Source organism: Mitsuaria sp. BK041 (assembly GCF_014193085.1).
Classification (GTDB): Bacteria; Pseudomonadota; Gammaproteobacteria; order Burkholderiales; family Burkholderiaceae_C; genus Roseateles.
In genome coordinates, this window is the sequence record NZ_JACHYT010000001.1 from 1,860,934 (window position 1) to 1,882,031 (window position 21,098).

The window sequence follows — 21,098 nt, forward strand, 5'->3', positions numbered from 1 at the left end:
AGAACTATGGTTGAAATCGAACTCGACGGCCAGAAGGTCGAAGTGCCCGAAGGCAGCATGGTGATGCATGCCGCCGAGAAGGCCGGGACCTACATCCCGCACTTCTGCTACCACAAGAAGCTGAGCATCGCGGCCAACTGCCGCATGTGCCTGGTCGACGTGGAGAAGGCGCCCAAGCCGCTGCCCGCCTGCGCGACCCCGGTCACGCAGGGCATGATCGTCCGCACCAAGAGCGAGAAAGCCATCAAGGCCCAGCAGGGCGTGATGGAGTTCCTGCTGATCAATCACCCGCTGGACTGCCCGATCTGCGACCAGGGCGGCGAATGCCAGCTGCAGGATCTGGCCGTCGGCTACGGCGCGGGCTCCTCGCGCTACACCGAAGAGAAGCGCGTGGTGTTCCACAAGAACGTGGGCCCGCTGATCTCGATGGAGGAGATGAGCCGCTGCATCCACTGCACGCGCTGCGTCCGCTTCGGCCAGGAGATCTCCGGCGTGATGGAACTGGGCATGGCGCACCGCGGCGAGCACAGCGAGATCCAGACCTTCGTCGGCCGCACCGTGGACTCGGAGCTGTCGGGCAACATGATCGACATCTGCCCGGTCGGCGCGCTGACGAGCAAGCCCTTCCGCTACAGCGCCCGCACCTGGGAGCTGTCGCGCCGCAAGAGCGTCAGCCCGCACGATTCGACCGGCGCCAACCTGATCGTCCAGGTCAAGAACAACGAAGTGCTGCGCGTCGTCCCGCTGGAGAACGAGGCCGTCAACGAGTGCTGGATCGCTGACCGCGACCGCTTCTCGTATGAAGCGCTGAACAGCGACGAGCGCCTGACCACGCCGATGCTCAAGCAGGGCGGCGAATGGAAGCCGGTGGACTGGACCACGGCGCTCGAGTACGTCGCCAACGGCCTGAAGCAGATCAAGACCGAAAAGGGCGGCGCGTCCATCGCGGCGCTGGGCTCGGAGCACAGCACCGTCGAAGAGCTGCACCTGCTGGCGCAGCTGGTGCGCGGCCTGGGCAGCGAGAACATCGACACGCGCTTGCGCGTGGTCGATCCGGCGCTGCGCGCGGGCGAGGGCAAGGCCTTGTGGCTGGGCACCTCGATCGCGTCGCTGTCGGCGCTGGATCGCGCCTTCGTCGTCGGCTCGTCGCTGCGCAAGGACCATCCGCTGTTCGCGCAGCGCCTGCGCCAGGCCGCCCGCCGCGGCGCGCAGATCGTCGCGCTGGGGGGCTCGGTCGAAGACTGGAAGATGACGGTCGCTTCGACGCTCGTCGCCGCGCCGTCGGCTTGGGCCGCTGAACTGGCCAACGTCGCCACCGCGATCGGCGCCGCCAAGGGCGTCAGCGCTCCGGCGCAAGCGAGCCAGGGCCAAGCGACGGACGCCGCCAAGGCGATCGCCGACGCGCTGCTGTCGGGCGAGCGCAAGGCCGTGCTGCTGGGCAATGCCGCGATCCAGCATCCGCAGGCCGCGACGCTGCTGTCGCTGGCGAACTGGATCGGCGAGCAGACCGGCGCCAGCGTCGGCGTGCTGTCGGCCGCGGCGAACACCGTCGGCGCCCAGCTGGTCAAGGCCCAGCCGGGGCAGGGCGGCCGTTCGGCGGCCCAGCTGCTGAACGACCAGCCGGCCAAGGCGCTGCTGCTGCTGAACACCGACCCGGTGCTGGACGGCCCGAATGCCGCCGCCGCCGCCAAGGCCGTCAACGCGGCCGAGATGGTCGTCGTGCTGAGCCCGTTCAAGACCGGCCCGGTGGTCGAGTTCGCCGACGTGCTGCTGCCCACGGCCCCGTTCACCGAGACCTCGGGCAGCTTCGTCAACGCGGAGGGCCGCCTGCAGAGCTTCGTCGGCGTGGCCAAGGCCCGCGGCGAGACCCGTCCGGGCTGGAAGATCCTGCGCGTGCTGGGCAACCTGCTGGGCCTGCAGGGCTTCGAGTTCGACAGCTCCGAGCAGGTCCGCGCCGCGGCGCTGGGCTCCGAGCTGGACCTGACGAACCGCCTGTCCAACGGCGTGTCGGCGCAGTCCGCCGCAGCCGCCCCGGTGCAGGGCCTGGAGCGCCTGACGACGGTGCCGATCTACGCGACGGACGCGCTGGTGCGCCGCGCCACCTCGCTGCAGCTGACCCGCGACGGCCGTGACGCGGCCGTCGCCTCGCTGCCGCAGGCGCTGTGGACCAGCCTCGGCCTGAATGAGAAGGGCGCGCAGGTGCGCGTGTCGCAGGACGGCGGCGAGGCCGTGCTGGCCGCGCAGCTGGACGCGTCGCTGCCCGCGAACGTGGTGCGCATTCCCGCCGGCATCCCCGAGACCGCCGCGCTGGGCGCATTCACCGGCGCGATCGCCGTGACCAAGGCCTGAGGACGAGACGACCATGGAAAACTTCTACAACGCCGGCGCCTCGATGCTGGGCATGGTCTGGCCGGTGGTCTGGAGCCTGCTCAAGATCATCGCCGTGCTGCTGCCGCTGCTGGGCTGCGTCGCCTACCTGACGCTGTGGGAACGCAAGGCCATCGGCTGGTCGCAGATCCGTCCGGGCCCGAACCGGGTCGGTCCGATGGGCCTGCTGACGCCGATCGCCGACGCCGTGAAGCTGATCTTCAAGGAGATCATCGTCCCGAGCGCCGCCAACAAGGGCCTGTTCTTCCTCGGCCCGATCATGACGATCATGCCGGCGCTGGCGGCCTGGGCCGTCGTGCCGTTCGGCCCCGGCGCGGCGATCGCCGACGTCAACGCCGGCCTGCTGTTCCTGATGGCCATCACCTCGCTGGAGGTCTACGGCGTGATCATCGCGGGCTGGGCCTCCAACTCGAAGTACGCTTTCCTGGGCGCGCTGCGCGCCTCGGCCCAGATGGTGTCCTACGAGATCGCGATGGGCTTCTGCCTGGTCGTCGTGCTGATGGTCACGGGCTCGATGAACGTCAGCGCCATCGTCACCAGCCAGGAGCATGGGTGGTTCGCGTCGCACGGCGTGAATGTCCTGTCGTGGAACTGGCTGCCGCTGCTGCCGATCTTCCTCGTGTACTTCATCTCCGGCCTGGCCGAGACCAACCGCCATCCGTTCGACGTCGTCGAAGGCGAATCGGAAATCGTGGCCGGTCACATGATCGAGTACTCGGGCATGTCCTTCGCGATGTTCTTCCTGGCCGAGTACGCCAACATGATCCTGGTGTCGGCCCTGGCGGTGCTGATGTTCCTGGGCGGCTGGTCGGCGCCGATCTCCTGGTCGCTGCTGGGCATGGATACGCCGGCCTTCATCCAGCAGACCATGGCCTTCTGGAACTGGTTCTGGCTGTTCGCCAAGACCTTCTTCGTCGTGACCTGCTTCCTGTGGGTGCGCGCGACCTTCCCGCGCTATCGCTATGACCAGATCATGCGTCTGGGCTGGAAGATCTTCATTCCGGTCACCCTGGTGTGGCTCGTCGTGGTGGGTCTGTGGATCCAGTCGCCGTTCAACATCTGGAAGTAATCCGAGGTATCTGCTGTGATCAAGGACCTAGTCAAGAGCTTCATGCTCACCGAGCTGCTGAAGGGCATGGCCCTGACGGGCCGGCATTTCCTCTCGAAGAACATCACGGTGCAGTTCCCGGAAGAGAAGACGCCGCTGTCTCCTCGCTTCCGCGGCCTGCACGCGCTGCGCCGGTATGAGAACGGCGAGGAGCGCTGCATCGCCTGCAAGCTGTGCGAGGCCGTCTGCCCCGCCATGGCGATCACGATCGAATCGGACGTCCGTGCCGACGGCTCGCGCCGCACCACGCGCTACGACATCGACCTGACCAAGTGCATCTTCTGCGGCTTCTGCGAAGAGAGCTGCCCGGTCGACTCGATCGTCGAGACCGACATTTTCGAGTACCACGGCGAGAAGCGCGGCGACCTCTACTTCACCAAGGAGATGCTCCTGGCGGTGGGGGACCGGTACGAGCCGCAGATCGCAGCCAGCAAGGAGGCCGACGCCAAGTACCGCTGACCGGTCGAGCGGCTGCCCGGGCCCTCGCGCGAGCGAGGGGGAGGGCGCCGCGGCCGGCGGCCTGCTTGCAGGAAATCGCATGGATATCACTACCGCGCTGTTCTTCGTCTTCTCGGCCGTGCTGCTGGGCTCCGCGTTCCGTGTCATCACGGCCAAGAGCACCGTTCACTCGGCCCTGTTCCTGATCCTGTCGTTCTTCAGTGCCTCCTGCCTGTGGATGCTGCTGAAGGCCGAGTTCCTGGCCATCACGCTGGTGCTGGTCTACATCGGCGCCGTCATGGTGCTGTTCCTGTTCGTCGTGATGATGCTGGACTTCGAGTCCACCGCCGTGCGCGAGAGCATCTGGAAGCACCTGCCGGTGGCCAGCCTCGTCGGCGCGCTGATCGCGCTGGAGATCGCGGCCGTGCTGATGGGCGGCTTCCGTGGCGTCGAGAACGCGCCCGAGATCGCCGGCATGGCGCAGTTCGGCAACACCAAGCTGCTGGGCATCGAGATCTACACCAACTACCTGTTCCCGCTGCAGATCGCCGCCGTGCTGCTGCTGGTGGCGATCATCGCGGCGATCGCGCTGACGCTGCGCGGCCGCAAGGATTCGCGCCACCAGGACGCCTCGCAGCAGATCAAGGTCAAGAAGGCCGACCGCCTGCGCATCGTGAAGGTCGCCCCCACCGTCGAAGCCCCGTCCGTGGCGGCGGCTGACAAGAACGAAGGAGCCGCGTGATGGGTGCGCTGAGCCTGAACCACTTCCTGATCCTGGGCGCGTTCCTGTTCGCGCTGTCGGTGATCGGCATCTTCCTGAACCGCAAGAACCTGATCGTGCTGCTGATGGCCATCGAGCTGATGCTGCTGGCGGTCAACATGAACTTCGTCGCGTTCTCGCACTACCTGGGCGACATGGCCGGCCAGGTGTTCGTGTTCTTCATCCTGACCGTGGCGGCCGCCGAGTCGGCGATCGGCCTGGCGATCCTGGTCGTGCTGTTCCGCAACCGCAGCAGCATCGACGTGGAAGAGCTGGACGCCCTCAAGGGCTGACGAGGGAAGCGAGAAAAACAATGTCTGCAACACTCTCCCAGAACCTGCTGCTGGCGGTGCCGCTGGCCCCGCTGGCGGGCGCCATCGTGGCGGGCCTGTTCGGCAAGCAGGTGGGCCGCCGCGGCGCCCACGTCGTCACCATCCTGGGCGTGCTGATCGCCTTCATCCTCTCGGCGATGACGCTGAGCGCGGTGCTCGACGGCGCGCGCTTCAACCAGACCGTCTACGAATGGATGGTGCTGGGCGGCCTGAAGATGGAAGTCGGCTTCATGATCGACGGCCTGTCCGCGATGATGATGTGCGTGGTGACCTTCGTCTCGCTGATGGTGCACATCTACACCATCGGCTACATGGAGGAAGACCCCGGCTACCAGCGCTTCTTCAGCTACATCTCGTTGTTCACCTTCAGCATGCTGATGCTGGTGATGTCCAACAACATGCTGCAGCTGTTCTTCGGCTGGGAAGCGGTGGGCCTGGTGTCCTACCTGCTGATCGGCTTCTGGTACACGAAGCCGACGGCGATCTTCGCCAACATGAAGGCCTTCCTGGTGAACCGGGTCGGCGACTTCGGCTTCATCCTGGGCATCGGCCTGCTGGTGGCCTACGGCGGCTCGCTGAATTACACCGAGACCTTCGCCAAGTCGGCCGAGCTGGCCAGGATCGGCTTCGCCAACCCCTTCGGCGGCGAGCCCTGGATGATGCTGAGCGTGGCCTGCATCTGCCTGTTCATCGGCGCGATGGGCAAGTCGGCGCAGTTCCCGCTGCACGTCTGGCTGCCGGACTCGATGGAAGGCCCGACCCCGATCTCGGCGCTGATCCACGCGGCGACCATGGTGACGGCCGGCATCTTCATGGTGTCGCGCTTCAGCCCGCTGTTCGAGCTGTCGGACACCGCGCTGAACTTCGTCATGATCATCGGCGCGATCACCGCGCTGTTCATGGGCTTCCTGGGCATCATCCAGAACGACATCAAGCGCGTGGTCGCGTATTCCACGCTGTCGCAGCTGGGCTACATGACGGTGGCGCTGGGCGCCTCGGCCTACTCGGTCGCCGTGTTCCACCTGATGACGCACGCGTTCTTCAAGGCGCTGCTGTTCCTGGGCGCGGGCTCGGTGATCATCGGCATGCACCATGACCAGGACATCCGCAACATGGGCGGCCTGCGCAAGTACATGCCCATCACCTGGATCACCTCGCTGCTGGGCTCGCTGGCGCTGATCGGCACGCCGTTCTTCTCGGGCTTCTACTCGAAGGACTCGATCATCGAGGCGGTCCATGCCTCGCACCTGCCGGGCGCGGGCTTCGCCTACTTCGCGGTGGTGGCCGGCGTCTTCGTGACGGCGTTCTACAGCTTCCGGATGTACTTCCTGGTCTTCCACGGCAAGGAGCACTTCCACCACAAGCCCTTCCCGGGCGAGCACGACCACCACGACGACCACGGCCACGGGCATGACCACACGCCGCACGAGTCGCCCTGGGTGGTGACGGTGCCGCTGATCCTGCTGGCGATCCCGTCGGTGGTGATCGGCTACCTGACGATCGGCCCGATGGTGCACGGCGAGTTCTTCAAGGACGCGATCGTCGTGAACCACGAGCTCCACCACGCGATGCACGAGCTGGCCGAGGAGTTCCACGGTGCCTTCGCGATGGCGCTGCACAGCCTGCAGACGCTGCCGCTGTGGCTTGCCGTGGCCGGCGTGGCCGTCTCCTACTGGTTCTACATGATCAGCCCGGCGATCCCGGCCGCGATCGCGCGCACCTTCCGCCCGATCGTGACGATCCTCGAGAACAAGTACTACATGGACTGGTTCAACGAGAACGTGCTGGCCCGCGCGGCCCGCGCCCTCGGCACCGGCCTGTGGAAGGCCGGCGACCAGGGCGTCATCGACGGCGTCCTGATCAACGGCTCCGCGCGCACGGTGGGCGGCATCGCCGGCCTGGTGCGCCTGATCCAGACCGGCCACCTGTACTGGTATGCGCTGGTCATGATCCTGGGTGTCGTGGGTCTGATGACCTGGCAGCTGTGGCCTTCCATGTGGCCCCAATTCAAGGCCCTGCTGGGTCTGTGACGCGGGCGGAGAATAAGAATGTTGCTGAGTCTCTCCATCTGGCTGCCCATCGTCTGCGGTGGCCTGCTGCTCGCGCTCGGACGCGACAACAACGCCGGCGCGGTGCGCTGGATGGCACTGGTCGCGTCGGTCGCCTCCTTCCTGGTGACGCTGCCGCTGATCACTGGCTTCGACACCTCGACCGCCGCGATGCAGTTCGTCGAGAACGCGTCCTGGATCGAGCGCTTCAACATCCACTACCACCTGGGCGTGGATGGCATCTCGATGTGGTTCGTGCCGCTGACGGCCTTCATCTCGATCATCGTGGTGATCGCGGCCTGGGAAGTGATCGAGACGCGGGTGCACCAGTACATGGGCGCCTTCCTGATCCTGTCGGGCCTGATGATCGGCGTGTTCTGCGCGCTGGACGGCATGCTGTTCTACGTGTTCTTCGAGGCCACGCTGATCCCGATGTACATCATCATCGGCGTCTGGGGCGGACCTCGGCGCGTGTACGCGGCCTTCAAGTTCTTCCTGTACACGCTGGCCGGCTCGCTGCTGATGCTGATCGCGCTGCTCTACCTGTACAGCCAGTCGGGCAGCTTCGAGATCCTGGACTGGCACAAGCTACCGCTGCCGATGTCGGCGCAGTCGCTGCTGTTCTTCGCCTTCTTCGCGGCCTTCGCGGTGAAGGTGCCGATGTGGCCGGTGCACACGTGGTTGCCGGACGCGCACGTGGAGGCGCCGACCGGCGGCTCGGTGGTGCTGGCGGCCATCATGCTGAAGCTGGGCGCCTACGGCTTCCTGCGCTTCTCGCTGCCGATCGCGCCTGACGCGGCCCGTCACTACGACTGGTTCATCATCGGCCTGTCGCTGATCGCGGTGATCTACATCGGCCTGGTGGCCATGGTCCAGCGCGACATGAAGAAGCTGGTGGCCTATTCGTCGGTCGCCCACATGGGCTTCGTGACCTTGGGCTTCTTCATCTTCAACGAGCTGGGCATCTCCGGCGGCCTGGTGCAGATGATCTCGCACGGCTTCGTCTCGGGCGCGATGTTCCTGTGCATCGGCGTGCTCTACGACCGCGTGCATTCGCGTGAGATCGCCGACTACGGCGGCGTCGTCAACACGATGCCCAAGTTCGCGGCGCTGGCGGTGTTCTTCGGCATGGCCAACTGCGGCCTGCCGGCGACCGCGGGCTTCGTGGGCGAGTGGATGGTGATCCTGGGCTCGGTGCAGCACAACTTCTGGATCGGCCTGCTGGCGGCCACGGCGCTGATCTTCGGCGCGGCCTACACGCTGTGGATGATCAAGCGCGTCTACTTCGGCGCGGTGACCAACGACAACGTCCGCAACCTGACCGACATCAACGGCCGCGAGTTCCTGATGCTGGGCGTGCTGGCGATCGCGACGCTCTACATGGGCGTGTATCCGAAGCCGTTCACCGACGTGATGCACCCATCCGTCGACGCGCTGCTCAAGCACGTCGCGGTGTCCAAGCTCCAATAAGGGCCCAACACAATGAATGACATGAACTGGGTCGCGGTCTATCCCGAAATCCTGCTGCTGGTGCTGGCCTGCGTGGTCGCGCTGGTGGACCTGTTCGTCACCGACCCGCGCCGCACGCCGACCTACTGGCTGACGCAGCTGAGCCTGGCGGTGGTGGGCGCGATGCACTTCGCCGCGATGGGCAACGCGCCGGCCGAGGCGATGCAGGGCCTGCTGGTCGTCGATCCGCTGAGCCACCTGCTCAGCGGCGTCAGTGCGCTGGCGCTGATCATCACGCTGGTCTATGCGCGTCCCTACGCCGAGTCGCGCGAGATGCTCAAGGGCGAGCTGTTCACCCTGAGCCTGCTGGCGCTGCTGGGCGTGAACGTGATGGTGGCGTCCAACAACTTCCTGTCGATCTACCTCGGCCTGGAGCTGATGAGCCTGTCGCTGTACGCGCTGACCGCGCTGCGCCGCGACCACACCATCTCGACCGAAGCCGCGATGAAGTACTTCGTGCTGGGCGCGCTGGCCTCGGGCTTCCTGCTGTACGGCCTGTCGATGATGTACGGCGCCACCGGTTCGCTGTCGATCCCGCGCGTGTTCGAGGTCATCTCCAGCGGCACGGTCAACAAGGGCGTGCTGGTGCTGGGCGTGGTGTTCGTCGTCGCCGGCCTGGGCTTCAAGCTGGGCGCCGCGCCGTTCCACATGTGGGTGCCGGACGTCTACCAGGGCGCGCCGACCGCCGCGACGCTGCTGATCGGCGGCGCGCCCAAGCTGGCCGCGCTGGGCATCGCGCTGCGCCTGCTGGTGGAGGGCATGCTGCCGCTGGCCACGGACTGGCAGCAGATGCTGCTGGTGATGGCGGTGGCCTCGCTGGTGGTGGGCAACCTGGCCGCGATCGCGCAGAGCAACCTGAAGCGGATGCTGGCGTACTCGACGATCTCGCAGATGGGCTTCGTCGTGCTGGGTCTGGCCTCGGGCGTGGTGAACGGCCAGCCGGACAACCATGCGCTGAATGCCTACAGCTCGGCGATGTTCTACGCGATCACCTACGTGCTGACGACGCTGGGCAGCTTCGGCCTGATCATGCTGCTGGCGCGCCAGGGTTTCGAGTCCGAGCAGATCAGCGACCTGGCTGGCCTGTTCAAGCGCAGCCCCTGGTATGCGCTGGTGATGGCGATCTACATGTTCTCGCTGACCGGCATTCCGCCGACGGTGGGCTTCTACGGCAAGCTGGCCGTGCTGCAGGCGATGGTCACGACCGGCCAGTCGCTCTACCTGTGGCTGGCGGTGGTGGCGGTGGTGCTGTCGCTGATCGGCGCGTTCTACTACCTGCGTGTCGTGAAGGTCATGTTCTTCGATGAACCGACCGACCACGCCCCGCTGAACGCCCCGGCCGACGCGCGCCTGGTGATGTCGCTCAACGGCATCGCGGTGCTGGCCTTCGGCCTGCTGCCCGGCGGCCTGCTGGCGCTGTGCGGCCAGGCCGTGACCCGCGCGCTGGCGCACTGAGCGCGCGCTGAGCGGACCCGGGATGGAGCAGGGCGCTTCGGTGTGGGTGGTGCTGGTGGTCGCGCTGGTCGCGGCCAACCTGCCTTACCTCAGTTCGCGCATCCTGCTCGTCGGGCCGCGCCGCGATCCCAAGGCCGCCGGCTGGCGGCTGCTGGAACTCTTCCTGCTGGCGCTGGCGACGCTGGCCGTCGGCTTCGGGCTGGAGGCCCGGCTGGGTCAGCGCGCGCCGCAGGGCTGGGAGTTCTACGCGGCGGCGCTGGCGCTGTTCGTGACGCTGGGATTCCCGGGCTTCGTGTGGCGCTACCTGCGCCGTTCGCGGTCCAAGGTGCGAGAGTTCGATGACGAAGAAGCTGCCTGAGGCCCTTCGACCCGATGCCGACGGCGTGGTCGGCATTCCCCCGGCGACCGACGCCGATCCCCATCTGCGCGAGACCCCGCTGAGTTCCGACTGGATCCTGCGGGGCAACTTCCTTCATGCCAAGCGCGACCGCATCGCGCTGCCCAACGGCCGCGAAGCGACGCGCGAGTACATCCGCCATCCCGGCGCCGCCGTGATCGTGCCGCTGCTGGACGACGGCCGCGTGCTGCTCGAGCGCCAGTACCGCTACCCGATGGGCCGCGTGGTGCTGGAGTTCCCCGCCGGCAAGCTGGATCCGCTGGAACCCCCGCTGCGCTGCGCGATGCGCGAGCTGGTCGAGGAGACCGGCTACACCGCGCGCGAGTGGGCCTACGCCGGCGTGATGCACAACGCGATCGCCTATTCGGACGAGCGCATCGAGGTCTTCTTCGCGCGCGGGCTGGTTGCCGGCGAGCGCCGCTTGGACGACGAGGAGTTCCTCGACCTGCTGGCCGTGGGCGAGGACGAGCTGGACCGCATGGCCTTCGACGGCCGCGTCACCGACGCCAAGACCCTGACCTGCCTGCTGTGGCTGCAGCGCTGGCGCGCCGGCGCATGGCCTTTGGACTGGATGCCGGCGGCCGGGGCGGCGAGCCGCTAGCATCGGCCCATCATGCTGGTCCTGAACCTGGCCTGCGAGACAGGCCATTCCTTCGAAGGCTGGTTCGCGTCGGCCAACGACTTCGAATCGCAGCAGCAGCGCGGCCTGCTGAGCTGCCCGCTGTGCAACAGCGCCAAGGTGCGCAAGATGCCGAGCGCCCCGCGGTTGAACCTCTCCGCTGCCGAGCCTGCGCCGGCCCGGCCGCGCGCGCCGGCGGCGCCGTCCCCCGAGCCCACCGCACCGGTGCTGCCGCCCGGCGCGCCGGTGATCGCCGCCGAGCTGCAGAAGCAGGTGATCCAGGCGGTGCGCACGCTGATGGCCAACACCGAGGACGTCGGCGACCGCTTCGCCACCGAGGCCCGCCGCATCCATTACGGCGAGGCCCAGGAGCGCGGCATCCGCGGTCGCGCCACGCCCGACGAGGCGCGTGAACTGGCGGACGAAGGCATCGACATCGTCGCACTGCCGGTGCCCGACGCGCTGAAAGACCCTCTCCAGTAACGACCTGACGCCTCGTGGGATTGCGGGCGATGCCGGGGCCGGTGTCGAATCGCGCGGTCGCATCTGTTGAGGAATCAGGTTCATGAAGACTTTCCGATTGCTTGTCTGCGCCGCGGCGGCGACCGCGTCGTTCGCGTTCGCGCCGGTCGCGCCGTCGTATGCGGCCTCCGCCGCGCCGGTGGCCGCGCCCAACGGGATGGTGGTGACGGCGCAGCACCTGGCCACGCGCGTCGGCGTCGACGTGCTGAAGGACGGTGGCAATGCCGTCGACGCCGCGGTGGCGGTGGGGTATGCGCTGGCGGTGGTGTACCCGGCTGCGGGCAACCTGGGGGGCGGCGGCTTCATGACCATCCAGCTCGCCGACGGTCGCAAGACCTTCCTGGACTTCCGCGAGAAGGCGCCGCTGGCCGCCACGGCCAACATGTACCTGGACAAGGACGGCAACGTCGTCAAGGGCCTGAGCACCCACGGCCACCTGGCGGTGGGCGTGCCCGGCACGGTGTCGGGCCTCGAGTACGCGCGCGAGAAGTACGGGACGATGAAGCGCCAGACGCTGATCGCGCCGGCGGTCGCGCTGGCGGACCGCGGCTTCGCGCTGGACCAGGGCGACGTCGACATGTTCCAGACGGCGACCAAGGACTTCGAGGCCGATCCCGCGTCCGCGGCGATCTTCCTGAACAAGGGCAAGGCCTTCCAGCCCGGCGACAAGCTGGTGCAGAAGGACCTGGCGAAGACGCTGCGCGAGGTCTCGGCCAGGGGCACCGACGGCTTCTACAAGGGCTGGGTGGCGAAGGCGCTGGTCGAGTCGAGCCAGGCCGGCAAGGGCATCCTGACGCAGGCCGACCTGGACCAGTACCGCACGCGCGAGCTGGCGCCGGTCGAGTGCGACTACCGCGGCTACCACGTGGTGTCGGCGCCGCCGCCGAGTTCGGGCGGCGTGATCATCTGCGAGATGCTCAACATCCTGGAGGGCTATCCGCTGCGGCAGCTGGGCTGGGGCTCGGCGCAGGGCGTGCATTACCAGATCGAGGCGATGCGGCATGCCTACGTCGACCGCAACAGCACCCTCGGCGATCCGGACTTCGTGAAGAACCCGCTGCAGCGGCTGCTGGACAAGGACTACGCGGCCAAGATCCGCGCCGCGATCGATCCGGCCAAGGCCGGGGTGTCGCAGGACCTCAAGCCGGGCGTGCCGCCGCATGAGGGCAGCAACACCACGCATTACTCCATCGCCGACAAGTGGGGCAACGCGGTGTCGGTGACCTACACGCTGAACGACTGGTTCGGCGCCAAGGTCACCGCCGCGAAGACCGGCGTGCTGCTCAACAACGAGATGGACGACTTCACCTCCAAGGTGGGCGTGCCCAACATGTACGGCCTGGTGCAGGGCGAGGCCAATGCGATCGCTCCGGGCAAGCGGCCGCTGTCCTCGATGAGCCCGACGATCGTGACCAAGGACGGCAAGCCGGTGATGGTGGTGGGCACGCCGGGCGGCAGCCGCATCATCACGGCGGTGCTGCAGACGATGATCAACGCGATCGACTACGACATGAACGTCCAGGAGGCGGTGGACGCGCCGCGCTTCCACCACCAGTGGATGCCGGACCTGACGAACGTGGAGCCCTACACGCTGTCGCCGGACACGCGCCGGATCCTCGAGGGCATGGGCCACAAGCTGGGCGCGCCGCATCCGGCCAACCACCTGGCGGCGATCATCGTCGGCGCGCCGTCGCTGAACGGGAAACCGGTGGGCAACAACCGGTTCTACGGCGCGAATGATCCGCGCCGCAATACGGGGCTGGCCGCCGGTTATTGAGCGCGGTTGTCGGGGCGGGCATCGAACCCGGGTATCGAGCCCGGGGATCGAATCCGGCTATTGAGCCGAGGCGGCGGAAGCCGCCGCGGCTGCCGCGGCCGCAGTCCCCGCTGAGTTCGCCGTGCCCGCTGAGCCCGTTGTGCCTGCCGTAGCGGGCTCGGCGGCTGCGGGACCGGCCCACGGCTTCAAGGCCGCGTAGCGCTGGGTGAGCGACAGCGCATCGCCCCAGGAGCCATAGGTCGGATTGGGAATCGGGACCCAGGTCGTGCCCCAGCGCGCGGCGTGGTCCTGCTCGACGTAGCGGGCGCGCGGGACGAAGTCGTTGAGGTCGTCGCCGACCAGCATCGCGATGCGGTGCGTGCGCGCGACGGCCTCCCGGCGCGGCGTCTTGTCCGAGGCTGCCCATTCCGCGCGCTCGCCGCGCAGCATCACGTCGGCGGGCGCGACCGCATGGCCGAGCACGCGGCTCAGGTTGGCGATCGTCTGCGCCTTCTGCGGGCAGGCGGCGTGGAGGCCGTCCGGGCCGAAGGGGCCGTCGGCCGGGCAACGCCGGTTGGTGATGAAGACGACCCGGAAGCCGGTCGCGCGCGCCCGTGCGATGAACTCGGGCGCGCCGGGAATGGCGGCGGCCTGGGCGCTGGCCACCCAGGCGGCCCAGCTGCTTTCCTCGTAGCTGCGACCGTCGCGGATCTGCCAGGCCTCATAGGGCGAGTTGTCGAGCACGGTCTCGTCCACGTCCAGCACGATGGCCGGCGGCTTGCGCGAGAAGCCGCCCTGCGCGGCCTGTTCCAGCGAGGCTGTCTCGCGCGTGGCCCGACGCGCCGCGCCCAGCCGGGCCGTCGCGGCGCGGTAGACCGCCAGCGTGGCGGCCTGGCGTTCGACCGCGGTCTGGAACCAGAGCGTGGCGTTGAGGTTCTCGCGCGCCATCACCGGCTGGCCGACGGCGGCGGGCGACACGGCCAGGCCGGTCAGGCAGGCGAGTCCGCTCAAGGCGGCCAGGCAGGTCGACCGGCTCGGCAGTCGCCGGGCGAAGGAGGGCAGGAAGGCGCGGGGCATGGCGGGTCGTTCTCTCGGTTGGAAACGCGGGATCGCGGAAGTGCGGGAGTGCGGAGGTGCAGGGCGGGGCTGCGGGATCGCGGGATTGTTTCGCAGCCGGGCTGCACGGTCGGTGGACTAGGTCGAGTCCGGCGTGTCCTGGGCCACCGCCATCAGGTCGCTCGGATGGAGCATGAGCTCGCGCACGGTCCGCAGCGTCGCATGCTGGCGCAGCACCGGCTTGAAGGCGGGCGCCGTCAGCAGTTGGTCCCAGACCGCCTTGAGCTGGCGGGGTTCCACCGGGACGCCGCGCTCGAGCCGGTCGGCGAAGTCCAGGCTCGCCGGCGCCGACAGCAACTGCATGCGGCTCGCGGCGCTGAGCAGCCGCGGTGCCTGCTCGGCCGGCGCGTCGCTGCAATAGAGCACCGCGCGGGCCAGGTCGTCTTCCTCGGTCGGCAGAGCGCGCAGCGAGGCGCCCCGCAAGGAGATCTCGCCTTGATGCGAGGCGAAGGCATAGGTCGACTGCGGGTCCGCCTGCGCCAGCAGTCGCAGGCCGCGCAGCAGCCGGGGCAGGTCGGTGGTCGCGGCATCGGCCGAGGCCTTGGCCTCGACCAGCAGGAGCAGGTCCCAGGTACCGGCGTCGTGGCGCCGCAGCAGCGCCACGTCCCATTCGCTCTTGGCGCGCCGCGGATCGCCGGGGATCGACGACGGCACCTTCAAGGAAGTCGCCACGCGGTAGCGCGGCGGGTCCTCTCCCGCATTCAGACGCGCGGCCAGGACCTCGAGCGCCTGCGCGGCAAGCGCTTCCACGGCATCGCCGCGGCGCTGCGCGTCGCTGCCGGCCGAGGCGGCCTGCCCGGTGCCCGCCGCGGGGCCTTGCCGAGCCCACAGTGCGCGATATCGCTGCACCTCGTCCCGCTGGCCCAGCGCCTCGATCCGGAGAAGCCGCCTGAGCGCGTCATCGCTGACGATCCGCTCCAGGCTGCGAAACAGCACCGGCTCGTCCTGCACCTCGGGCAAGCCCAGGAGGTCCATGATCTCGTCGTCGACGTCGGACCAGTCCGCCGCGGCGCTCGCCTGCCGCATGCGCTGCAAGCCGTCCCGGATCTCGCCGGCGGGGTGGTCCTGCAGCTTCGCCGGATGGGCCAGCGCATTGGCCGCCGAACGGATCTGCCGCCGGTCCGCCTCCGCATGCGCATTGAGCGAGGCGAACTCCCGCACGGCGGGCGAGCGATGGCGCAGCACCATCGCCTGGAGCGCGGCATCGCCGTGCTCCGGCTGCATGGCCTCGGCGATGTGCCGCGCGAGGGCGTCGAGGAACAGCGCGCGAACGTCGTCGCCTGGTGCCGAGCCGGCGCCCAGGGCCTGCCGCGCGCGCTCGATCGAGGTGGCGAGTGCGGTCGCGGTCCCGTGGGTCCGGGCCTCTGCCAGCGAGTCCGGTAGCGCCGGTGCGCGGAAGCGGCGGGCGGCGCGCTGCAACCGGTCCGTGATTTCCCGAGGGAGTGGCGCCGGATCCGGGCGCGACGGGGAGAGCGTCGGAGGGACAGGGGGCGAAGGAGACGACATGGCGACGAGCAGGCGCCGAACAGGCGGCGAAGGATGTCGAGGCCGCCATTGTGTCCGGCTCGCGCGCCGCGATGCTTCCCGTGCGGACCCGTGCGGACCCGTGCGGGCTCTTGCGGGTCCGTGGGGCGCCTGGCCCCGTCGCTCCGATCAGCGCTGCGGCACGGCCGTGGCCGCCCGCCAGGCGCGATAGCGCCGCGTGAGCCGCGAGGCGCGCCACTGGTCCATCAGCAAGGTCACCAGCGGCGACAGGCGCCGCGACGGTGATGCGCCCGAGGCCATGCGCGCCAGCTGCCGCCGTGCCAGCGCCATCGTCGCGAGGCTGCCCAGCACCTTGTTCTTCCAGGTCACGGTGACGGGCTCGGCGACCGCCTCGGCCTTGATCCAGCGTGTCGGCAGGTCCGGCTCGTACGCGAGCGCGGTGCCCAGCCCGACCACCGCGATCCCGCCCGCCAGCACGCGTTCGGCGACGGCGCGCCGGCGGATGCCGCCGGTCGTCATCACCGGCATGCGCGCGTGCCGGGCCAGGTCTTGCGCGAACTCCAGGAAATAGGCCTCGCGCGCCAGCGTGCGACCGTCGGCGGTGCGGCCCTGCATCGCGGGGCTCTCGTAGCTGCCGCCGGACAGTTCGAGCAGGTCGATGCCTTCGGCGTTCAGCATCTCGACGACCGCGCGAGCGTCGGCCTCGTCGAAGCCACCGCGCTGGAAGTCGGCGCTGTTGAGCTTCACCGAGATGGCGAAGCCGGGGCCACCGGCGGCCTTGACGGCGCGCACGACCTCGATGAGCAGGCGGGCGCGGTGGGCGATCGGGCCGCCGTAGCCATCGTCGCGGCGGTTGGCCAGCGGCGACAGGAACTGCGACAGCAGGTAGCCATGGGCGGCATGGACCTGCACGCCGTCGAAGCCGGCCTCGCGCGCGGCGCGGGCGGTGTCGGCGAAGCGGTGCACGATGGCGCCGATCTCGGCGGCGGTCAGCGCGCGGACCGGTGCGAACAGCTTGCCGTGCTTGCCCATCTCGAGCGCGACCTCGGACGGCGCGTAACCCGGATTGCCCAGTGCCGCGAACACCTGTCGGCCTGGGTGGTTGATCTGCATCCAGACCTTGGTGCCGCCGGCCTGTGCGGCGCGGGCCCAGGCCCGGAAGGCGTCCAGCGGCGTGCCGGCCTCGAGCACCAGGCCGCCGGGGCTGGTCAGCGCGTCGGGCGCGACCATGACGTTGCCGGTGATCAGCAGCCCGGCGCCGCCTTCGGCCCAGCGGCGGTAGAGCGCCTGGCTGTGGGCGCCGGGCACTTGGCCGGGCTCCGCCAGCATCTCTTCCATCGCGGCCTTCGCGATGCGGTTCTTCAAGGTCTGGCCGTTCGGCAGGACCAGCGGCAAGTGCAGGGCGGAGGAGGCAGCGATCGACATGGACAGGGACACGCCCGGAGAAAAGGGGCGGTTTGAAAGGGAGAAGGCCGCCAGCGTAAGCTTCAAGCTGAGTTGAAGGTCAAGGGGTTTTGAATGCGGATTGGGGAACTGGCGAAACAGCTCGGGATCAAGCCCTCGGCGATCCGGTTCTATGAAGCGAGCGGGCTGTTGCCGGAGGGCGAGCGCGGCCTGAACGGTTATCGCGAGTACGGCCCGGAGACGCTGCAGCGGCTGCAGTTCATCCAGCTGTCGCAGCGTCTGGGTTTCTCGCTCGACGGCATCCGGCAGGCGCTGGCGCAGGAAGTGGATGGCCGGCTGCCGCATGAACTGGTGCAGGCCAGCCTGAAGCGGCGGCGCGAGGAGATCGCCCGCATGCGCGCCGAACTCGACGCGCAGGATGCGGAGCTGGAGCGGCTGGGCCGGACCTGCGAGGAGAACTGGGCCCAGGGGCAGTGCTTCGACCGGGAAGGCTTCCTGGCGTCGATGGGCGAGGCACTCGACGCCGCCGCCGTCACGCCGCCGGCATCGCCAGCGCCAGCGCGAGCCCGATCGCGCCGCACGCGCTGAGCAGCGGGATCACGCCCCACTTGAAGCGGAACAGCGCGACGGCCGCGCCGGCGGCGATCAGCGCGGACGTGGCGTCGAAGGGACCGCCCAGTCCCTGCGGCCAGAACACGTGGCCGGCGAAGAACAGCGCCAGGTTGACGATCACGCCCACCACGGCCGCGGTGATCGCGGTCAGCGGCGCGGTCAGGCGCAGGTCGCCGTGGGTCGCCTCGATGACCGGGCCGCCGGCCAGCACGAAGACGAAGGAGGGCAGGAAGGTGAAGCAGGTGACCAGCGTCGCCGCCGCGGCACCGGCGGCGAAGAGCGCGTCCGGTCCGAAGACCTGTTCCTTCCATCCGCCCAGGAATCCGACGAAGGCGACCACCATGATGAGCGGCCCCGGCGTGGTCTCGCCCAGCGCGAGGCCATCGATCATCTGCGGCCCGGTGGCCCAGTGGTGGTGCTCGACGGCGCCCTGCACGACGTAGGGCAGCACCGCGTAGGCGCCGCCGAAGGTCATCAACGCGGCCTTGGTGAAGAACAGCCCCATCTGCGTGAACGCGCCGTCGAGCCCATACACGGCGATCAAGGCGCCCATCGCGGCGAGCCACAGCCCCAGGCCCACGATCAGCACCCGGGCGAGGCGAGCGCGAGTGAAGCGGGCGTGCGGGGGCGTCGGGGTGTCGTCGTCGATCAGCGCCGGGCCGTAGCCGGCCTGCGCGGCGGCGTGCGCGGCACCGGGCGAGAACACCTGCGGCGCGAAGCGCGCGCCGATCGCGCCGGCGATCCCGGCGCCCAGCACGATGAGCGGGAAGGGCAGGTCCAGGAGGATCGCCACCAGCGCCGCGACCGCGATGCTCCACAGCCAGCCGTTGCGCAGCACGCGGCGGCCGATGCGGTGGGCCGCGTGCAGCACGAGCGCGGTGACCGCGGGCTTGATGCCGTAGAAGATCCCCGCGACCGCCGGCAGCGTGCCGAAGGCGACGTAGATCCACGACAGCGCGACGAGGATGAACAGCGACGGCAGCACGAAGAGTCCGCCGGCGACGATGCCGCCCCAGCCACGGTGCATCAGCCAGCCGATGTAGGTGGCGAGCTGCTGGGCCTCGGGGCCGGGCAGCAGCATGCAGTAGTTGAGCGCATGCAGGAAGCGCCGCTCGCTGATCCAGCGGCGACGCTCGACCAGCTCGGCATGCATGATCGCGATCTGCCCGGCCGGGCCGCCGAAGCTGATGAAGCCCAGCTTCAGCCAGAAGAGGAAGGCTTCCCGGAAGGAGACGGGGGCGGGGCGGTCCGGGGGCGAAGCGACCGTGGCGGTGGAATCGTTCGGACGGGTCATGCGCGGGGGCCGGACAGCTGGAGGGGGACGACGGGTTGGCGGCGAAGTGTGCCTCAGCCCGCCGTCCGCGAGGCGGGTCGCGTGGCAAGATCGCCGCCTCTCGCTGACCCGACCCCCTGTCCCATGCGCACTCCCCTGATCCCGATGCTCCTCGCCCTGGCGCTGGCCGCGCCGATCGCCGGCCGGGCCGATCCACTGCCCTCGGCGGCGAAGGCCGAGGTCACCGCCTTGCTGGGGCGACTGCAAGCCTCGTCCTGCGAGTTCAATCGCAACGGCGATTGGCACTCGGCGTCCGACGCGAAGCGGCACCTGGAACGCAAGCTCGCCTACCTCGAGGACAAGCAGCTCGTGAAAACAGCGGAACAGTTCATCGAGCTCGGTGCCTCGAAGAGCAGCATGAGCGGCAAGCCTTACCTGGTGCGTTGTGCGGGCGCCTCGCCGGTCGAGAGCAAGGCGTGGCTCATGCGCGAACTGGCCGCCGTGCGCGCCGCGGCCAAGGGCGCGTCGGCACCGGCACCGACACGTTAGGACGGCGATCGCTCAGCGGGTGCTCTCGGGCGATGGCGCGAGAGGATGCTGGCCAGCGCTGCTCACGCACAGGCCACGGCGCGTTGAGCAGGGCTCTGGATCAATGGGCCGGCGCTTCCTCCAGCTTCCGCAAGATGTCGCAGGCCGCGTTCACGCGGTCCGGGATCGGCCAGTTGCGATTGGCCAGGAGCACGATGCCCAGGCGCTTCTCGGGCACGAACGCCGCGTACGCGCCGAAGCCGCGGGTGGAGCCGGTCTTGTTGAACAGGCGCGGCCCCGACGGCGTCGCCGCGATCGGCGTCACCTCGCTGACCGCGCGGCCCAGCGCGTTGCCCGCCTGCAGGCGATCCAGCGCGACCGGCCACGGGTACTGCTCCCAGCCGAGCCCCTGCGTCATGGGCCCGACCTGGAACATCCCGACCTGCGTGCCCTCGATGGCCTGGCGCGTGCTGGGTGCCAGGCCGCTGGGGTCGATGTTGAGCCGCACGAAGCGCAGCAGGTCCGCCGCCGTCGTCTTGATCCCGTAGGCCTCGGCATCGAAGACGCCCGGCGTCACGCGCACGGCCCGCGCCTGGTCGTGGCCCCAGGCGTAGTCGGCCATCGCGGCTGCGGGCACCCGGATGAAGGTTTCGCGCAGACCGAGCCGGGGCAGCAGGTCCGACTCCACCGCCGTGGCGAAGTCACGCCCCAGCGCGCCAGCGACGGCCCGGCCGAACAGGCCGATGCTCGGGTTCGAGTACTGCCGCTTCGTTCCCGGCGCGAAGGCCGGCCGCCACTGCTGGAGGTAGCCCTGCATCGAGGCCTCGTCGACGACCTCCTCCGGGATCTGCAGCGGCAGGCCCCCGGCCGAGTAGGTGGCGAGCTGCCGCAGCGTCGCGCGATCGATCGGATGACCGCGCAGCGCCGGGAGCGTCCGGCCCGGATGGTCGGACAGCGACAGGCGGCCCTCCGCCGCGGCCTGGGCGCCCAAGGTCGCGGTGAAGGTCTTGCTGATCGAGCCGATCTCGAAGAGCGTCCGATCGTTGACCGGCGCTCCCGACTGGCGGGAGGCCACGCCGTAGCTGAAGACGTAGGAGCGACCGTCGACCGTCACGCCGACGGCCATGCCGGGGATGTCGTGACGCGCCATGGCGGGGCGGATGGCCTCATCCACCCAGGCGCGGATCGCGGCGGCATCGGGTGCTTGCGTGGTGGCGCTGGTGACGCTGGTGACGGTCAGCGCCAGGGCGCACAGGGTCGCGATCGTCGGCCGGCGTGCGGCGCGCAGGAAAAGTTGCATCAATGGAGCCCCTTGGCAATGCGACCGCGATCCGATCGCGGCCTGGAT

General features: G+C 69.2%; 19 protein-coding genes. 14 read left to right on the forward strand and 5 right to left on the reverse strand.

Annotated features, from left to right (window positions below; translation table 11 throughout):
* The first annotated feature begins 6 nt into the window (after positions 1–6).
* The 12 genes from nuoG to ggt all read left to right on the forward strand — a co-directional run bounded on the left by nuoG (position 7) and on the right by ggt (position 13,353).
* Entirely contained in the window at positions 7–2,349 is a 2,343-nt protein-coding gene (gene nuoG / locus FHT38_RS08160; protein ID WP_183491157.1) for an NADH-quinone oxidoreductase subunit NuoG, read from the forward strand.
* Positions 2,350–2,362: 13 nt separating this feature from the next.
* Positions 2,363–3,457, forward strand: a complete 1,095-nt coding sequence (gene nuoH, locus FHT38_RS08165; protein ID WP_091724285.1) for an NADH-quinone oxidoreductase subunit NuoH — start codon at positions 2,363–2,365, stop codon at positions 3,455–3,457.
* Positions 3,458–3,472: 15 nt separating this feature from the next.
* Entirely contained in the window at positions 3,473–3,955 is a 483-nt protein-coding gene (gene nuoI, locus FHT38_RS08170) for an NADH-quinone oxidoreductase subunit NuoI (protein ID WP_088407447.1), read from the forward strand.
* A 79-nt stretch (positions 3,956–4,034) separates the two neighbouring features.
* Positions 4,035–4,676 carry an NADH-quinone oxidoreductase subunit J gene (locus tag FHT38_RS08175; RefSeq protein WP_183491161.1) on the forward strand — a complete coding sequence of 214 codons (642 nt, stop codon included), beginning with the start codon at positions 4,035–4,037 and terminating at the stop codon, positions 4,674–4,676.
* A complete protein-coding gene (nuoK, locus tag FHT38_RS08180) occupies positions 4,676–4,987 on the forward strand; it encodes an NADH-quinone oxidoreductase subunit NuoK (RefSeq protein ID WP_067273420.1) in 312 nt (103 codons plus the stop codon). Before FHT38_RS08175 ends, nuoK begins: the two co-directional genes overlap by 1 nt.
* 20 nt (positions 4,988–5,007) lie before the next feature.
* Positions 5,008–7,056 carry an NADH-quinone oxidoreductase subunit L gene (gene nuoL, locus FHT38_RS08185; protein WP_183491163.1) on the forward strand — a complete coding sequence of 683 codons (2,049 nt, stop codon included), beginning with the start codon at positions 5,008–5,010 and terminating at the stop codon, positions 7,054–7,056.
* Between the two features lie 18 nt (positions 7,057–7,074).
* Positions 7,075–8,544 (forward strand): NADH-quinone oxidoreductase subunit M, encoded by a 1,470-nt coding sequence (locus FHT38_RS08190; RefSeq protein ID WP_183491165.1) that lies wholly within the window; start codon positions 7,075–7,077, stop codon positions 8,542–8,544.
* A 12-nt stretch (positions 8,545–8,556) separates the two neighbouring features.
* On the forward strand, positions 8,557–10,038 hold the full coding sequence (gene nuoN / locus FHT38_RS08195) for an NADH-quinone oxidoreductase subunit NuoN (protein WP_147240855.1): 1,482 nt from the start codon (positions 8,557–8,559) through the stop codon (positions 10,036–10,038).
* Positions 10,039–10,060: 22 nt separating this feature from the next.
* Positions 10,061–10,396 (forward strand): DUF2818 family protein, encoded by a 336-nt coding sequence (locus tag FHT38_RS08200; protein ID WP_091724290.1) that lies wholly within the window; start codon positions 10,061–10,063, stop codon positions 10,394–10,396.
* Positions 10,377–11,036: an NUDIX domain-containing protein gene (locus tag FHT38_RS08205; RefSeq protein ID WP_183491167.1), complete on the forward strand. Its 660-nt coding sequence runs from the start codon at positions 10,377–10,379 to the stop codon at positions 11,034–11,036. The genes FHT38_RS08200 and FHT38_RS08205 overlap by 20 nt, the downstream gene beginning before the upstream one ends.
* A 12-nt stretch (positions 11,037–11,048) precedes the next feature.
* Entirely contained in the window at positions 11,049–11,537 is a 489-nt protein-coding gene (locus tag FHT38_RS08210; protein ID WP_183491169.1) for a DUF1178 family protein, read from the forward strand.
* Between the two features lie 196 nt (positions 11,538–11,733).
* Positions 11,734–13,353 (forward strand): gamma-glutamyltransferase, encoded by a 1,620-nt coding sequence (ggt, locus tag FHT38_RS08215; RefSeq protein ID WP_255488768.1) that lies wholly within the window; start codon positions 11,734–11,736, stop codon positions 13,351–13,353.
* A 57-nt stretch (positions 13,354–13,410) separates the two neighbouring features.
* Here ggt and FHT38_RS08220 read toward each other — a convergent pair whose 3' ends face one another.
* The 3 genes from FHT38_RS08220 to FHT38_RS08230 form a co-directional block, all read right to left on the reverse strand.
* Complete coding sequence (locus tag FHT38_RS08220; protein WP_183491173.1) at positions 13,411–14,409, reverse strand: 5'-nucleotidase, lipoprotein e(P4) family; 999 nt, start codon at positions 14,407–14,409, stop codon at positions 13,411–13,413.
* Between the two features lie 117 nt (positions 14,410–14,526).
* Positions 14,527–15,954, reverse strand: coding sequence for a 3-deoxy-D-arabino-heptulosonate 7-phosphate synthase (locus tag FHT38_RS08225; RefSeq protein WP_404935699.1), 1,428 nt, complete (start codon positions 15,952–15,954; stop codon positions 14,527–14,529).
* 147 nt (positions 15,955–16,101) lie between these two features.
* Entirely contained in the window at positions 16,102–17,358 is a 1,257-nt protein-coding gene (locus FHT38_RS08230) for an NADH:flavin oxidoreductase/NADH oxidase family protein (protein WP_183491175.1), read from the reverse strand.
* Positions 17,359–17,451: 93 nt separating this feature from the next.
* Between FHT38_RS08230 and FHT38_RS08235 the strand changes: the two genes are divergently transcribed.
* On the forward strand, positions 17,452–17,925 hold the full coding sequence (locus FHT38_RS08235; protein WP_183479073.1) for a MerR family transcriptional regulator: 474 nt from the start codon (positions 17,452–17,454) through the stop codon (positions 17,923–17,925).
* Here the strand turns inward: FHT38_RS08235 and chrA are convergent.
* Positions 17,870–19,243, reverse strand: a complete 1,374-nt coding sequence (gene chrA / locus FHT38_RS08240) for a chromate efflux transporter (RefSeq protein WP_183491177.1) — start codon at positions 19,241–19,243, stop codon at positions 17,870–17,872. The two genes, FHT38_RS08235 and chrA, sit on opposite strands and share 56 nt — an antisense overlap.
* A gap of 123 nt (positions 19,244–19,366) precedes the next feature.
* On the opposite strand from chrA, the gene FHT38_RS08245 reads away from it, so the two are divergent.
* A complete protein-coding gene (locus FHT38_RS08245; protein ID WP_183491178.1) occupies positions 19,367–19,771 on the forward strand; it encodes a DUF5329 domain-containing protein in 405 nt (134 codons plus the stop codon).
* Between the two features lie 100 nt (positions 19,772–19,871).
* Here the strand turns inward: FHT38_RS08245 and ampC are convergent, their stop codons facing one another.
* Positions 19,872–21,050, reverse strand: a complete 1,179-nt coding sequence (gene ampC, locus FHT38_RS08250) for a class C beta-lactamase (protein ID WP_183491180.1) — start codon at positions 21,048–21,050, stop codon at positions 19,872–19,874.
* Positions 21,051–21,098: the final 48 nt, after the last annotated feature.

What these genes read in the sequence shown, in the direction of transcription:
- nuoG (WP_183491157.1), top strand. Translation starts at nt 7, where the DNA reads ATGGTTGAAATCGAACTCGACGGCCAGAAGGTCGAAGTGCCCGAAGGC.
- nuoH (WP_091724285.1), top strand. Translation starts at nt 2,363, where the DNA reads ATGGAAAACTTCTACAACGCCGGCGCCTCGATGCTGGGCATGGTCTGG.
- FHT38_RS08175 (WP_183491161.1), top strand. Translation starts at nt 4,035, where the DNA reads ATGGATATCACTACCGCGCTGTTCTTCGTCTTCTCGGCCGTGCTGCTG.
- nuoK (WP_067273420.1), top strand. Translation starts at nt 4,676, where the DNA reads ATGGGTGCGCTGAGCCTGAACCACTTCCTGATCCTGGGCGCGTTCCTG.
- nuoL (WP_183491163.1), top strand. Translation starts at nt 5,008, where the DNA reads ATGTCTGCAACACTCTCCCAGAACCTGCTGCTGGCGGTGCCGCTGGCC.
- FHT38_RS08190 (WP_183491165.1), top strand. Translation starts at nt 7,075, where the DNA reads ATGTTGCTGAGTCTCTCCATCTGGCTGCCCATCGTCTGCGGTGGCCTG.
- nuoN (WP_147240855.1), top strand. Translation starts at nt 8,557, where the DNA reads ATGAATGACATGAACTGGGTCGCGGTCTATCCCGAAATCCTGCTGCTG.
- FHT38_RS08200 (WP_091724290.1), top strand. Translation starts at nt 10,061, where the DNA reads ATGGAGCAGGGCGCTTCGGTGTGGGTGGTGCTGGTGGTCGCGCTGGTC.
- FHT38_RS08205 (WP_183491167.1), top strand. Translation starts at nt 10,377, where the DNA reads ATGACGAAGAAGCTGCCTGAGGCCCTTCGACCCGATGCCGACGGCGTG.
- FHT38_RS08210 (WP_183491169.1), top strand. Translation starts at nt 11,049, where the DNA reads ATGCTGGTCCTGAACCTGGCCTGCGAGACAGGCCATTCCTTCGAAGGC.
- ggt (WP_255488768.1), top strand. Translation starts at nt 11,734, where the DNA reads ATGGTGGTGACGGCGCAGCACCTGGCCACGCGCGTCGGCGTCGACGTG.
- FHT38_RS08220 (WP_183491173.1), bottom strand. Translation starts at nt 14,409, where the DNA reads ATGCCCCGCGCCTTCCTGCCCTCCTTCGCCCGGCGACTGCCGAGCCGG.
- FHT38_RS08225 (WP_404935699.1), bottom strand. Translation starts at nt 15,954, where the DNA reads ATGTCGTCTCCTTCGCCCCCTGTCCCTCCGACGCTCTCCCCGTCGCGC.
- FHT38_RS08230 (WP_183491175.1), bottom strand. Translation starts at nt 17,358, where the DNA reads ATGTCGATCGCTGCCTCCTCCGCCCTGCACTTGCCGCTGGTCCTGCCG.
- FHT38_RS08235 (WP_183479073.1), top strand. Translation starts at nt 17,452, where the DNA reads ATGCGGATTGGGGAACTGGCGAAACAGCTCGGGATCAAGCCCTCGGCG.
- chrA (WP_183491177.1), bottom strand. Translation starts at nt 19,243, where the DNA reads ATGACCCGTCCGAACGATTCCACCGCCACGGTCGCTTCGCCCCCGGAC.
- FHT38_RS08245 (WP_183491178.1), top strand. Translation starts at nt 19,367, where the DNA reads ATGCGCACTCCCCTGATCCCGATGCTCCTCGCCCTGGCGCTGGCCGCG.
- ampC (WP_183491180.1), bottom strand. Translation starts at nt 21,050, where the DNA reads ATGCAACTTTTCCTGCGCGCCGCACGCCGGCCGACGATCGCGACCCTG.